Here is a 13,873-nt window from a genome sequence, read left to right on the forward strand (position 1 = left end):
CCCGGTCGGTCCTTTTCTATTTGCGCCCTCAACGGCGCTGCTGACAAAGGGACGATGATGTTCAAGAAGATCCTGATCGCGAACAGGGGCGAGATCGCCTGCCGCGTCATCAAGACCGCCCGCAAGATGGGCATCAAGACGGTGGCGGTCTATTCCGACGCCGACCGCAACGCTCTCCATGTCAGCATGGCGGACGAGGCGATCCACATCGGGCCGCCGCCCGCCAACCAGTCCTATATCGTGATCGACAAGATCATGGAGGCCATCAAGCAATCGGGCGCCGAAGCCGTGCACCCCGGCTATGGCTTCCTGTCGGAGCGGATGGATTTCGCCGCCGCGCTGGAAGCGGCCGGCGTCGTCTTCATCGGCCCGCCGTCGCCGGCGATCGAGGCGATGGGCGACAAGATCACCTCGAAGAAACTGGCGCAAGAGGCCGGGGTTTCAACCGTTCCGGGCTACATGGGCCTGATCGCCGACGCGGATGAGGCGGTGAAGATCTCGGATCAGATCGGCTATCCGGTGATGATCAAGGCCAGCGCCGGCGGCGGTGGCAAGGGGATGCGGATCGCCTGGAACGCCGAGGAAGCGCGCGAAGGTTTCCAGTCGTCGAAGAACGAGGCCGCCAACAGCTTCGGTGACGACCGGATCTTCATCGAGAAGTTCGTGACCCAGCCGCGCCATATCGAAATTCAGGTGCTGGCCGACAAGCACGGCAACTGCGTCTACCTGCACGAGCGCGAATGTTCGATCCAGCGCCGGAACCAGAAGGTCATCGAAGAGGCGCCCTCGCCGTTCCTGGATGAAGCGACCCGGAAGGCCATGGGCGAACAGGCCTGCGCGCTGGCGAAAGCCGTAGGCTATGCCAGCGCCGGCACGGTCGAATTCATCGTGGACGGGCAGAAGAACTTCTACTTCCTGGAAATGAACACCCGCCTTCAGGTGGAACACCCCGTGACCGAGCTGATCACCGGCATCGACCTGGTCGAGCAGATGATCCGCGTGGCCGCCGGCGAAAAGCTGCCCTTCCAGCAGTCCGACCTGAAGATCAACGGCTGGGCGATGGAAAGCCGGCTGTATGCCGAAGACCCCTATCGCAACTTCCTGCCCTCGATCGGGCGGCTGACCCGCTATCGCCCGCCGGTCGAAGCGGTCACGCCCACCTCGGTCGTGCGCAACGATACCGGCGTGTTCGAAGGCGGCGAGATCTCGATGTATTACGACCCGATGATCGCCAAACTTTGCACCTGGGCGCCGACCCGCGAAGCCGCGATCGAGGAAATGCGGATCGCGCTGGATACGTTCGAGGTCGAAGGCATCGGCCACAACCTGCCCTTCGTGGGCGCGGTGATGGATCATCCGCGCTTCGTCAGCGGCGACATCACCACCGCCTTCATCGCGGAAGAATATCCCGATGGCTTCCAGGGGGCGACGCTGGATGAACCCACGCTGCGCCGTGTGGCTGCCGCCGCCGCCGCGATGAACCGCGTGGCCGAAATCCGCCGCGCCCGCATTTCCGGCACGATGGACAACCACGAACGCAAGGTGGGCGACGACTGGGTGGTGTCCTTGCAGGGCGAGGATTTCCATGTGGGCATCGCCGCCGACCGCGAAGGCTCGACCGTGACGTTCTGTGACGGCTCGTCGCTGCGCTGCACCTCGGACTGGACGCCGGGCCAGCCGCTGGCCCGCGTGATGGTGGACGGCAAGCCGTTGGTGATGAAGGTCGGCAAGATCCCGATGGGCTTCCGTGTCCGCCTGCGCGGCGCGGATCTGAAGGTGCATGTCCGCACCCCGCGTCAGGCGGAACTGGCGGTGCTGATGCCTGAAAAGCTGCCGCCGGACACCTCGCGCTTCCTGCTGTGCCCGATGCCGGGTCTGGTGGTGAAGATCAACGTCGAGGAAGGCGACGAGGTGCAGGAAGGTCAGGCCCTCGCCACCGTCGAGGCCATGAAGATGGAAAACATCCTGCGCGCCGAGCGCAAGGGCGTAGTCAAGCGCATCGCCGCCGCGGCCGGCTCCAGCCTGCGCGTCGACGACATCATCATGGAGTTCGAATGAGCTATCGGCCGGCCGGGTTCCTGTCGAACATTTCCTCTCGTCTGAGGGGGAACTTGTCGATGGCCCGGCCGATCTCGCGCACGTCCCAGGGCAGGGGCTTGCGCAACTTCACCTGCCCGTCCTTGTCCAGGATCACGAGCGAGAAGCCGCGCGGATGCAACGCGCGGCGGATCTCGCTGGGGTTGGCGGGGTCGGTGTCGGTGATGACGATCACATCGCGTTCGTCCAACTGGTCGATGCGCGCTGCGATCATCTGCATCTGCCGTTCGAAATTCGGATCGGCGGGCGTGTCGGCAAAGACGACCAGCGGTCGCCTGGTCCAAAGAAACTCGGACAGCGACAGGTCGGCTGCGTCCACGGGCCCCGGCCCGTCAGGTTCGCCCGCACCCGCCGTCAGGGGCAGGAAAGCGGCAAGGACAAGAATTTGAAGGGGTTTCATGCGGCCTCCGTGGTTCCCGATATAGGGCAGGCGGCGCCGAAACCCAAGGATCGACGCGAAGGCCAGGGCGCCGCCGCGACAAGAAAGGGAAGACCCGATGACCGATAAGCTGGCCGCGTGGCAAAAGCTTGCCGAAAAAGAGCTGAAGGGCCGCAGCCCCGACAGCCTGACCTGGAACACGCTGGAAGGCATCCCGGTGAAGCCGCTTTACACGCGGGCCGACATCGAGGGGCTGGACCATCTCGATGGTGTGCCGGGCGTGGCGCCCTTCACCCGCGGCGTGCGCGCCACGATGTATGCCGGCCGGCCCTGGACGATCCGGCAATATGCCGGCTTCTCGACCGCCGAAGCCAGCAACGCCTTTTACCGCAAGGCGCTGGCGGCGGGGCAGCAGGGCGTGTCGGTGGCCTTCGACCTGGCCACCCACCGCGGCTATGACAGCGACCACCCCCGCGTGGTGGGCGACGTCGGCAAGGCCGGCGTGGCCATCGACAGCGTCGAGGACATGAAGATCCTGTTCGACGGCATCCCGCTGGAAAAGATTTCCGTCTCGATGACGATGAACGGTGCGGTGATCCCGATCCTTGCGAGCTTCATCGTGACAGGCGAGGAACAGGGCGTTCCGCGGGCCGAGCTTTCGGGCACGATCCAGAACGACATCCTGAAAGAGTTCATGGTCCGCAACACCTATATCTATCCGCCCGAGCCTTCGATGCGGATCATCGCGGACATCATCGAATACACCGCGAAAGAGATGCCGAAGTTCAACTCGATCTCGATTTCCGGCTATCACATGCAAGAGGCGGGCGCGAACCTCGTGCAGGAACTCGCCTATACGCTGGCCGACGGGCGCGAATACGTCCGCGCCGCCATCGCCCGCGGCATGAACGTGGATGAATTCGCCGGGCGCCTCAGCTTCTTCTTCGCCATCGGCATGAACTTCTTCATGGAGGCGGCGAAACTGCGCGCCGCGCGCATGCTCTGGCACCGGATCATGTCGGAATTCGAGCCGAAGAAACCCGGCAGCCTGATGCTGCGCACCCATTGCCAGACCTCGGGCGTCAGCCTGCAAGAGCAAGACCCCTACAACAACGTGATCCGCACCGCCTATGAGGCGCTGGCCGCGGCGCTGGGCGGCACGCAGTCGCTGCACACCAACGCGCTCGACGAAGCCATCGCCCTGCCCACCGAATTCAGCGCCCGGATCGCGCGCAACACCCAGCTCATCCTTCAGGAAGAAACCGGGGTGACGAAGGTCGTCGACCCGCTGGCCGGCAGCTATTACGTCGAAAGCCTGACCAACGAACTGGCCGAAAAGGCCTGGGCGCTGATCGAGGAAGTCGAGGCGATGGGCGGCATGACCAAGGCCGTGGCCTCGGGGATGCCCAAGCTGCGGATCGAGGAATCCGCCGCCCGCCGTCAGGCCGCCATCGACCGCGGCGAGGATGTGATCGTCGGCGTGAACAAGTATCGTCTCGCCAAGGAAGACCCGATCGAGATCCTCGACATCGACAACGTGGCAGTGCGCGACGCCCAGATCGCCCGGCTCGAAAAGATGCGCGCCACCCGCGACGAGGCCGCCTGCCAGAAGGCTCTGGACGAACTCACCCGCCGCGCGTCCGAAGGCGGCAACCTGCTCGAAGCCGCCGTGGACGCCTCGCGCGCCCGCGCCTCTGTCGGAGAGATCAGCATGGCCATGGAGAAAGTGTTCGGCCGCCACCGCGCCGAAGTGAAAACCCTCTCGGGCGTCTATGGCGCCGCCTATGAAGGCGACGACGGCTTCGCCGCGATCCAGAAGGACGTGGAGACCTTCGCCGAGGAAGAAGGCCGCCGGCCCCGGATGCTGGTGGTCAAGATGGGCCAGGACGGCCACGACCGCGGCGCCAAGGTGATCGCGACCGCCTTTGCCGACATCGGCTTCGACGTCGATGTGGGCACGCTGTTCCAGACCCCCGAGGAAGCGGCACAGGATGCCATCGACAACGACGTGCATGTGGTGGGCATCTCGTCGCTCGCTGCCGGCCACAAGACGCTGGCGCCGAAACTGATCGAGGCGCTGAAGGCCCAGGGCGCCGGCGACATCCTGGTGATCTGCGGCGGCGTGATCCCGCAGCAGGATTACGATTTCCTCTATAATTCCGGCGTCAAGGCCATCTTCGGCCCCGGCACCAACATCCCCTCGGCGGCCAAGCAGATCCTCGACCTGATCCGCCAGGCCCGCGCCTGACCCGTTCGGCGGCTCGCCCCCAGGGGCGGCCGTCCCCGCCAGAACCCGCGCCCGCCGCCCGATCCGGGCGGCGGGCAAGGCCATTCTGCCGATTTCGGCATCAAAGCTACACGGCGCGGGACAAGCCTTTGCCCATTCATTCTGGCCCAAATATCCCGGGGGCACGGGGGCAGCGCCCCCGCCCTTCAACCCGTGCTCCCATTGCCGGTTCCAGCCCGTCCCGTTCCGCCGCAATGTCGCCTTTGCGCCCCAAAACGTCGCCTTCGCTTTTCGCTGGACAGGGCCTTTCGCGCCGCGCTAGGTGAAGCAATCAGGATCGGGAGAATCCGGGGCACCCCCCGGTGCCGAAGGAGCAAACGCCCCAGGAAACTCTCAGGCGCAAGGACCGTCCTGACACGAAGACTCTGGAGAGTGGCCGGTCGGCCCGCCGAAGGGATAACGATCTCAGGCGCAAGGGACAGAGGGGGCACTGCGGGGCGGGAAACCGTCCGCGCGGTGCCGTGCATTCCGCCGGCATCGACAGTCAGGAGGGCGGCATGACCGAAGAATCCCCGAACCTGCGGCGGCTTCCGCTGCATGGCATTCACCTGCGCCTTGGTGCCCGCATGGTGCCCTTTGCCGGCTGGGAAATGCCGGTGCAGTATCCTGCCGGCGTGATGAAGGAACATCTGCACACCCGCGCCGCCGCGGGCCTGTTCGATGTCAGCCACATGGGCCAGCTTCTTCTGCGTCCCCGGTCCGACATGGCCGCGCTCGGCGCCGCGTTCGAACGGCTGATGCCGGTGGATGTGCTGGGTCTTGCCCCCGGCCGCCAGCGGTATGGGATGCTGACCACCGACACCGGCGGCATCCTTGACGACCTGATGTTCGCCAACCGCGGCGATCACCTGTTCGTCGTGGTCAACGCCGCCTGCGCATCGCAGGACACCGCCCATCTGCGCGCCCATCTGGCCGACGTGGCCGAGGTGGTCGCCGTGGAAGACCGCGGTCTTCTGGCCCTGCAAGGCCCCGCCGCCGAAGCCGCGCTGTCCCGCCTGATCCCGGCGGCCGCGGCCATGCGCTTCATGGATCTGATCTCGGCCGACTGGCGGGGCCATGACCTCTGGATCTCGCGGTCGGGCTATACCGGCGAGGATGGCTATGAAATCTCGGTCCCCGTGTTGGTGATCGAGGCGTTCACCGAAAGCCTGCTGGCGATGCCCGATGTGGCCCCCATCGGCCTTGGCGCCCGCGACAGCCTGCGTCTGGAAGCCGGCCTTTGCCTTTACGGCCACGACATCGACACCACCACCTCGCCCATCGAGGCCGGCCTTGGCTGGGCGATCCAGAAGGCCCGCCGCCCGGGCGGGGCGCGCGCAGGCGGCTTTGCCGGCGCCGAGCGTATCCTTGCGGAACTGGCCGATGGTCCCCGGCGCCTGCGCGTGGGCCTGCGCCCCGAGGGCCGCGCGCCCATGCGCGAGGGCACCGACCTGTTCACCCCCGACGGCACCCCGGTCGGCCGCGTCACCTCGGGCGGCTTTGGCCCCTCGGTCGAGGCGCCGGTGGCGATGGCCTATGTCGCCGCGGCCCATGCCGCCCCCGGCACCCAGCTTCTGGGCGAGGTCCGCGGCAAGCGTCTGCCCGTGACCGTCGTCCCGCTTCCTTTCCGACCCTCCACCTACAAACGCTGAGGCAAGACATGAAATACACCAAGGAACACGAATGGCTGCGCGTCGAGGGCGACCTTGTCGTGGTTGGCATCACCGAACACGCCGCCACGCAACTGGGCGATGTGGTGTTCATCGAACTGCCCGAGATCGAGACCATGGTCGCCGAGGGCGACGAGGTGGCGGTGATCGAAAGCGTCAAGGCGGCCTCGGATATCGCGGCGCCGATGGATGGCGAGATCGTGGCGGTGAACGACAAGCTGGTGGAAAAGCCCGGCCTTGTGAACGCCGACCCGATGACGGCGTGGTTCTTCAAGATGCGTGTCGATGATCTGTCGGTTCTCGACGATTTCATGGACGAAGACGAATACCAGGACATGATCGGCTGACGCGATGACCTTTACCCCCACCGACTACAACGCCTACGATTTCGCCAACCGCCGGCACATCGGCCCGTCGCCCTCGGAAATGGAAGAGATGCTGCGCGTGGTGGGGGTTTCCTCGCTCGATCAGCTGATCGACGAGACGGTGCCGGCCTCGATCCGGCAGGAAAGCCCGCTGGACTGGGCGCCCCTGGCCGAACATGAACTTCTGGCCCGGCTGCGAGAGGTCGCGGCGAAGAACCGGGTGATGGTCTCGTTGATCGGGCAGGGCTATTACGGCACCGTGACGCCCCCGGCGATTCAGCGCAACATTCTGGAAAACCCGGCCTGGTATACCGCCTATACCCCCTATCAGCCCGAAATCGCCCAAGGGCGGCTGGAAGCCCTGCTGAACTATCAGACCATGGTGGCCGACCTGACCGGCCTGCCGATCGCCAACGCTTCGCTTCTGGATGAGGCGACGGCCGCGGCCGAGGCGATGACCATGGCCCAGCGTGCCGCCAAGTCGAAGGCGCGGGCCTTCTTTGTCGATGCCGACTGCCATCCCCAGACTATCGCGGTGATCCGGACCCGGGCCGAGCCGCTGGGGATCACGGTGATCGTGGACCACCCCGACCGGCTTCAGCCGGCCGAGGTGTTCGGCGCGCTGTTCCAGTATCCCGGCACCTATGGCCTTGTGCGCGACTTCACGGCCGAGATCGCGGCCCTGCATGACGCCCGCGCGGTGGCCGTGGTCGCGACCGATCTTCTGGCGCTGTGTCTGCTGAAGGAGCCGGGCGCGATGGGGGCCGACATCGCCGTGGGCTCGGCGCAGCGGTTCGGGGTGCCGATGGGCTATGGCGGGCCGCATGCGGCCTTCATGTCCTGCCGGGACGAGTTGAAACGCGCGATGCCCGGCCGTCTGGTCGGCGTGTCGGTCGATGTGCGCGGCAACAAGGCCTATCGCCTTGCGCTGCAAACCCGCGAACAGCATATCCGGCGCGAAAAGGCGACGTCCAACGTCTGCACGGCGCAGGCGCTTCTGGCGGTGATGGCCAGCTTTTACGCGGTGTTCCACGGCCCCAAGGGGCTGCGCCATATCGCGGAACGGGTGCATCTGAACACCGTGCGTCTGGCGCAGGCGCTGAAGGATGCAGGCGCCCGCGTCAGCCCCGACGCCTTTTTCGACACGATCACCGTCGAGGTGGGGGTGGGGCAGGCGGGCATCCTTGCCGCCGCGCGTCACCGCGGCATCAACCTGCGCAAGGTGGGCCGCGACCGGGTGGGGATCTCGCTGGACGAGACCACGGATGCGGGCGTGATCGCCCGGGTTCTCGATGCCTTTGGCATCCCCGATGCCGCCCCGGCCCAGGTGGGCCTTGGCTTCCCCGAGCCGATGCTGCGCCAGACCGATTATCTGACCCATCCGGTCTTTCACATGAACCGGGCCGAATCCGAGATGATGCGCTATATGCGCCGTCTGTCGGACCGCGATCTGGCGCTGGATCGGGCGATGATCCCCCTGGGCTCTTGCACGATGAAGCTGAATGCCGCAGCCGAGATGATGCCGATCACATGGCCTGAATTTGCCACGCTGCATCCCTTTGCCCCGGTCGATCAGGCTGCCGGCTATCACGAGGCGATCCGCGATCTGGCGGCGCGGCTGTGCCGGATCACCGGCTATGACGCGATGTCGATGCAGCCGAACTCGGGCGCGCAGGGCGAATATGCCGGGCTGCTGACAATCCTTGCCTGGCATCGCGCCCGGGGCGAGGCGCAGCGCGACATCTGTCTGATCCCGGTTTCGGCGCATGGCACCAACCCGGCGTCGGCGCATATGGCGGGGATGAAGGTCGTGGTGGTGAAATCGGCGCCGAACGGCGACGTCGATCTGGATGACTTCCGCGACAAGGCGGCCGAGGCGGGCGACCGGCTGGCCGCCTGCATGATCACCTATCCCTCCACCCATGGCGTGTTCGAAGAGACCGTGCGCGAGGTCTGCCGGATCACCCACGACCACGGCGGTCAGGTCTATATCGACGGCGCCAACATGAACGCGATGGTGGGCCTTGTGCAGCCCGGCGCCATCGGCGGCGATGTCAGCCACCTGAACCTGCACAAGACCTTTGCCATCCCGCATGGCGGCGGCGGTCCCGGCATGGGGCCGATCGGGGTCAAGGCGCATCTGGCACCCTATCTGCCGGGACACCCCGAAGTCAGCGGCCCGCTGACCGGCGGCGACAGTGCCGCGGCGCATGAGGGGCCGGTGTCGGCGGCGCCCTATGGCTCGGCCTCGATCCTGCTGATTTCATGGGCCTATTGCCTGATGATGGGCGGCGAGGGGCTGACACAGGCCACGCGGGTGGCGATCCTGAACGCCAACTATATCGCGGCACGGCTGAAGGGCGCCTATGAGGTGCTGTTCATGGGCAACCGCGGCCGGGTGGCGCATGAATGCATCCTTGATACCCGCCCCTTCGCAGAGGTGGGCGTCACCGTCGATGACATCGCCAAGCGCCTGATCGACAACGGCTTTCACGCCCCCACCATGAGCTGGCCGGTGGCCGGCACGCTGATGGTGGAACCCACCGAATCCGAGACCAAGGCCGAGATCGACCGCTTCATCACCGCGCTTCTGGCCATCCGCGACGAGATCCGCGCGGTTGAAACCGGCGAGATTTCGGCGGCCGACAGCCCGCTGCGCCACGCGCCGCACACGGTCGAGGATCTGGTGGCCGGCTGGGATCGGAAATACCCGCGCGAACAGGGCTGCTTTCCGCCCGGCGCGTTCCGGGTGGACAAATACTGGCCGCCGGTGGGCCGGGCCGACAATGCCTGGGGCGACCGGAACCTTGTCTGCATCTGCCCGCCGGTGGAAAGCTACGCCGGCTAGTCCGCCGCGCCCCGCCAAAGCGCCCCGGCAATCTGCCGGGGCCCAGCCGTTCCGCGGTAGTTCGACTTGTCGGCATTTGCCGCAAGGTCGGCACCCTGTCGCGCCGGTTTCGCCGACCCTTGTCGTCAGACCGGCTTATCCGCCCTGTCAGAGGGCGGGCGCGAAACAGGCTGGGTCATGGTGCAAGAGGAGCAGGATACCCCCCAAGGGGCCGCGGTGCTGGTCGAAGGGATCTTCGCCGGCACCAGCGTTGCCACGCCCAAGGGCTGGCGCGCAGCCGAACTGATCCGTGAAGGCGATGCGGTCCTGACCATGGACGGACCGCCGCAGCCGGTGCGGATGGCGCGGCACAGCCGCATCCGGCCCGCGCAATGGCCACCGTCGTTGGCGCCGCTGCATGTGCCGCCGGGGGCGTTGGACAATCGCGCGGCGCTGCTGCTGCTATCGGGGCAACTGGTGCTTCTGGAAACCGAACGGGCCGAAACCCTGTGCGGAGAGCCCTTCGCACTGGTGCCCGCGGCGGCGCTGGACGGGTTCCGCGGCATCGCGCGGATGCCGCCACCGGACGAGACGCTGGCGGTCTCGCTTGGCTTTGCGCAGGAGCAGGTGATCTATGCTGCCGGCGCCACGTTGTTGCGCTGCGCCGGGCTTGAGGTGCCGGAAGATCCCGTTCAGGCGATGCTGACGCGGACGGCTGTGGCAAGGCCGCCCGCGCTGACCCTTGAACAGGGGCTGCATCTGATCGCCTGCCTTCTGGCCGAAGAGGCAGGCGCCGCCCTGCGGGGTCAGGCCGCGCGCGAACGGGGCGCGAACCGGCCGTAGAAGCTGTCGCCCGCGGCCGCCATGTCGCGCAGAAGCTGCGGCACTGCAAAGCGGGCGCCGTGGCGCGCGGCCAGTCCGTCGCAGATCTCGACCGCGCGGGGCGCCCCGATCATGTCCAGCCAGCTGAACGGCCCGCCTGACCATGGCGCAAAGCCCCAGCCAAGGATCGCGCCCACGTCGCCTTCGCGGATGTCGGTCAGAACGCCTTGTTCCAGCGCCCGCACCGCTTCCAGCACCTGCGCGAACAGCAGCCGGTGCTGCACCTCGGGCAGGGCGGGCTGGGGATCCAGGACCGGCCAGAACCCGTCAAGCCCCGGCCACAGGCCCAGCCTTTTTCCTGCCTCGTCATAGGCATAGAAGCCAGCGTTGGCCTTCTTGCCCAGCCGCCCCTGATCCGCCAGCCGGAAGATCACCGCATCCACCGCCGCGTCGGGATAGGCCTCGCCCATCGCGGCCTTTGTCGCCTTGGCGATCTTCACCCCAAGCTCGATCGAGGTTTCATCCACCAGTTGCAGCGGCCCCAGCGGCATCCCCACCAGCTTGGCGGCATTCTCGATCAGCGCGGGGGCCACGCCTTCGGCCACCATGCGGATGCCCTCGTTGATATAGGGGATGATGCAGCGGTTGGCGTAGAAGAAGCGCGCGTCATTCACCACGATAGGGGTCTTGCGGATCTGGCGCACGAAATCCAGCGCCTTGGCCACCGCGCGGTCGCCGGTCTGTTGGCCGCGGATGATCTCGACCAGCATCATCTTGTCGACCGGCGAGAAGAAATGGATGCCGATGAACTGTTCGGGGCGCTGGCTGGCCTTGGCCAGCCCCGAGATCGGCAGGGTCGAGGTGTTGGTGGCGAAGATGCAGTCGGCCGGGGTGGCGGCCTCTGCCCGGCGGGTGACATCGGCCTTCACCGCCGGATCTTCGAACACCGCTTCCACGATCAGATCGGCCCCGGCAAGGGCCGCATAATCGGTGGTGGGGGTGATGCGGGCCAGCACCTCGGCGCGGGTCTCGGCGGTGATCTTGCCGCGCTTCATCGCCTTGTCGAGCAGCGCCTCGGCATGGGCCTTGCCGCGGTCGGCGGCCTCCTGGCCCGCGTCGATCAGCACGACCTTGATGCCGGCGCTGGCCGCGACATGGGCGATGCCCGCCCCCATCATGCCTGCGCCCAGCACGCCCAGCGTTTTCACCGACTGATCGGGCAGGGCAGGGCGGACGGCGCCTTTTTCCAGCGCCTCCTTGTTGATGAACAGCGACCGGATCATCGCCGAGGACGACGGGTTCATCAGAACATGGGTGAACCAGCGCGCCTCGATCTTCAGTGCGGTGTCGAACGGCACCAGCGCGCCTTCATAAACCGCCGACAGCAGCGCCTTGGCCGCGGGATAGACCCCCATCGTCTTGCCCAGCACCATGGCCGAGGCGCCGACAAAGGTCATGAAGCCCGCAGGATGATAGGGCGCGCCGCCGGGCATCTTGTAACCCTTCTGATCCCACGGCTTCACCAGATCGGCGTCCTTGGCCGCAAGAACCCACGCTTTCGCGCGATCCAGCAGGTCTTCGGGGGGAACCACCTCATCGACCACGCCCATGGCCTTGGCCCCGCGCGGATCGTTCAGTTTGCCTTCCAGAAGCAGGGGCGCCGCCATCATCGCACCCAGCTTGCGGGCAAGGCGCGTGGTGCCACCGCCGCCGGGAAAGATGCCGACCAGGATCTCGGGCAGGCCGATCTTGGCCTTGGGATTGTCGGCGGCGATGATGCGGTGGCAGGCCAGTGGCAGTTCCAGCCCGATCCCCAGCGCCGTGCCCGGCAGCGCGGCGACGATTGGCTTGCCACCCTTCAGCGTCTTCGGGTCCATCCCGGCCCGTTCGATCTTGCGCAGGACGGCGTGCATCCCCATCACGCCGTCAAAGACCGCCTTCGCCGGATCGGCGCCGCCTTCTTCTTTCATGCGGGCGATCACGTTCAGATCCATCCCGCCTGCGAAATCCTTTTTCGCCGAAGTCAGGACAATCCCCTTGACCGCAGGATCGGCCAGTGCGGCATCGATCAGCGCGTCGAGATCGGCAAAGCCGGCCATCGACATGACGTTCATCGATTTGCCGGGCACGTCCCAGGTGATGGTGCAGACGCCAGAGGCGTCGGTCTGGCTGGTGAAATCGGTCATGGTGTCCTCCTTCAGACCCGCTCGATGATGGTGGCGGCACCCATGCCAGAGGCGACGCAAAGCGTTGCAAGGCCGATCGATTTGCCGGTGCGTTCCAACTCGTCCAGCAGGGTGCCGATGATGATCGCGCCGGTTGCTCCCAGCGGATGGCCCATGGCGATGGCGCCGCCGTTCACGTTCACCCGCGACGGATCGATCCCGAACGCCTGCTGGAAGCGCAGAACGACTGCGGCGAAGGCCTCGTTCACCTCGAACAGGTCGATGTCGGAAATCTGCATGCCGCTATCACGCAAAATCTTTTCAGTGACCGGAACCGGGCCGGTCAGCATGATCGTCGGATCTGTGCCCACCTTGGCGGTTGCGCGGATGCGGGCCCGCGGTTTCAGGCCATGCGCCTCGCCAAAGGCGCGGTTGCCGATCAGCACGGCGGCGGCCCCGTCCACGATGCCGGACGAGTTTCCGGCGTGGTGGATATGCTCGATCCGTTCCAGTTCGGGATATTTCATCTGCGCCAGCTTGTCGAAGCCGGGCATCTGCTCGCCCATCTCGCGGAAGGCGGGCTTCAGCGCGGCAAGCGTCTGCATGTCGGTGTCGGGGCGCAGGTAGTCGTCGCGGTCAAGGATGGTCAGGCCGTTGCGGTCCGTCACCGGCACCACCGAGCGGTCAAACCGTCCCTCGCGCCACGCGGTTGCGGCCCGTTTCTGGCTTTCCACCGCCAGCGCATCGGCCTCGTCGCGGGTGAACCCGTAGCGGGTGGCGATGATGTCGGCCGAGATCCCCTGCGGCACGAAATACGTTTTCATTGCAAGCGAGGGGTCCACCGCGATCGCCGCCCCGTCCGAGCCCATGGCGACACGGCTCATCATTTCAACACCGCCCGCGATATAGGCTGCGCCCGCACCGGCACGGATCTGGTTGGCGGCCAGATTGACCGCCTCCATCCCGCTGGCGCAGAAGCGGTTGATCGACAGGCCAGGGATGCGTTCGTCCAGATCCGACAGAAGAACGGCCGAGCGGGCAAGACAGCCGCCCTGTTCCCCGACCTGTGTGGCATTGCCCCAGATGACATCCTCGATCGGGGCGCCATCCAGATTGTTGCGTGCGTTCAATGCGTTCAGCACGCCCGCCGACAGCGCAACCGATGTGACCTCGTGCAGAGCGCCATCGGGGCGGCCGCGCCCGCGCGGGGTGCGCAGAGCGTCGTAGATATAGGCGTCGGTCATCTGTCCTCCTTCTGCCGTGCGGCCGTTTGGGGGCGTTC

Annotated in this window: 9 protein-coding genes and 2 riboswitches; of the genes, 6 read left to right on the forward strand and 3 right to left on the reverse strand. The window is 66.4% G+C overall.

Annotation, left to right across the window (positions count from 1 at the left end; translation table 11 throughout):
- The first annotated feature begins 57 nt into the window (after window positions 1-57).
- Complete coding sequence (locus tag CRO07_RS00230) at window positions 58-2,058, forward strand: acetyl-CoA carboxylase biotin carboxylase subunit (protein ID WP_097029020.1); 2,001 nt, start codon at window positions 58-60, stop codon at window positions 2,056-2,058.
- 1 nt (window position 2,059) lies between these two features.
- On the opposite strand, the gene CRO07_RS00235 is transcribed toward CRO07_RS00230, so the two are convergent.
- Window positions 2,060-2,497, reverse strand: a complete 438-nt coding sequence (locus CRO07_RS00235) for a DUF4174 domain-containing protein (RefSeq protein WP_097028687.1) — start codon at window positions 2,495-2,497, stop codon at window positions 2,060-2,062.
- A 97-nt stretch (window positions 2,498-2,594) separates the two neighbouring features.
- Here CRO07_RS00235 and scpA point away from each other — a divergent pair, with 97 nt between their 5' ends.
- The 5 genes from scpA to CRO07_RS00260 all read left to right on the forward strand — a co-directional run bounded on the left by scpA (window position 2,595) and on the right by CRO07_RS00260 (window position 10,447).
- On the forward strand, window positions 2,595-4,724 hold the full coding sequence (scpA, locus tag CRO07_RS00240; RefSeq protein WP_097028688.1) for a methylmalonyl-CoA mutase: 2,130 nt from the start codon (window positions 2,595-2,597) through the stop codon (window positions 4,722-4,724).
- Between the two features lie 306 nt (window positions 4,725-5,030).
- Window positions 5,031-5,122: riboswitch (glycine riboswitch) on the forward strand.
- A gap of 4 nt (window positions 5,123-5,126) precedes the next feature.
- A riboswitch (glycine riboswitch) is annotated at window positions 5,127-5,187 on the forward strand.
- Window positions 5,188-5,260: 73 nt separating this feature from the next.
- Window positions 5,261-6,394 (forward strand): glycine cleavage system aminomethyltransferase GcvT, encoded by a 1,134-nt coding sequence (gene gcvT / locus CRO07_RS00245; protein ID WP_097028689.1) that lies wholly within the window; start codon window positions 5,261-5,263, stop codon window positions 6,392-6,394.
- Window positions 6,395-6,402: 8 nt separating this feature from the next.
- A complete protein-coding gene (gene gcvH / locus CRO07_RS00250) occupies window positions 6,403-6,759 on the forward strand; it encodes a glycine cleavage system protein GcvH (RefSeq protein WP_097028690.1) in 357 nt (118 codons plus the stop codon).
- Between the two features lie 4 nt (window positions 6,760-6,763).
- Window positions 6,764-9,625, forward strand: coding sequence for an aminomethyl-transferring glycine dehydrogenase (gene gcvP, locus CRO07_RS00255; RefSeq protein ID WP_097028691.1), 2,862 nt, complete (start codon window positions 6,764-6,766; stop codon window positions 9,623-9,625).
- 177 nt (window positions 9,626-9,802) lie between these two features.
- Complete coding sequence (locus CRO07_RS00260; protein ID WP_097028692.1) at window positions 9,803-10,447, forward strand: Hint domain-containing protein; 645 nt, start codon at window positions 9,803-9,805, stop codon at window positions 10,445-10,447.
- Here CRO07_RS00260 and CRO07_RS00265 read toward each other — a convergent pair.
- Together CRO07_RS00265 and CRO07_RS00270 are read right to left on the reverse strand one after the other, a co-directional pair.
- Window positions 10,411-12,612: a 3-hydroxyacyl-CoA dehydrogenase NAD-binding domain-containing protein gene (locus CRO07_RS00265; RefSeq protein WP_097028693.1), complete on the reverse strand. Its 2,202-nt coding sequence runs from the start codon at window positions 12,610-12,612 to the stop codon at window positions 10,411-10,413. The genes CRO07_RS00260 and CRO07_RS00265 overlap by 37 nt on opposite strands.
- 11 nt (window positions 12,613-12,623) lie before the next feature.
- Entirely contained in the window at window positions 12,624-13,835 is a 1,212-nt protein-coding gene (locus CRO07_RS00270; protein ID WP_097028694.1) for an acetyl-CoA C-acetyltransferase, read from the reverse strand.
- Between the last annotated feature and the right edge of the window lie 38 nt (window positions 13,836-13,873).

This window comes from Cereibacter ovatus (assembly GCF_900207575.1).
Classification (GTDB): Bacteria; Pseudomonadota; Alphaproteobacteria; order Rhodobacterales; family Rhodobacteraceae; genus Cereibacter_A; species Cereibacter_A ovatus.

Excerpts from the sequence above, each read along its gene's own strand:
- CRO07_RS00230 (WP_097029020.1), top strand. The coding sequence starts at position 58 with ATGTTCAAGAAGATCCTGATCGCGAACAGGGGCGAGATCGCCTGCCGC.
- CRO07_RS00235 (WP_097028687.1), bottom strand. The coding sequence starts at position 2,497 with ATGAAACCCCTTCAAATTCTTGTCCTTGCCGCTTTCCTGCCCCTGACG.
- scpA (WP_097028688.1), top strand. The coding sequence starts at position 2,595 with ATGACCGATAAGCTGGCCGCGTGGCAAAAGCTTGCCGAAAAAGAGCTG.
- gcvT (WP_097028689.1), top strand. The coding sequence starts at position 5,261 with ATGACCGAAGAATCCCCGAACCTGCGGCGGCTTCCGCTGCATGGCATT.
- gcvH (WP_097028690.1), top strand. The coding sequence starts at position 6,403 with ATGAAATACACCAAGGAACACGAATGGCTGCGCGTCGAGGGCGACCTT.
- gcvP (WP_097028691.1), top strand. The coding sequence starts at position 6,764 with ATGACCTTTACCCCCACCGACTACAACGCCTACGATTTCGCCAACCGC.
- CRO07_RS00260 (WP_097028692.1), top strand. The coding sequence starts at position 9,803 with ATGGTGCAAGAGGAGCAGGATACCCCCCAAGGGGCCGCGGTGCTGGTC.
- CRO07_RS00265 (WP_097028693.1), bottom strand. The coding sequence starts at position 12,612 with ATGACCGATTTCACCAGCCAGACCGACGCCTCTGGCGTCTGCACCATC.
- CRO07_RS00270 (WP_097028694.1), bottom strand. The coding sequence starts at position 13,835 with ATGACCGACGCCTATATCTACGACGCTCTGCGCACCCCGCGCGGGCGC.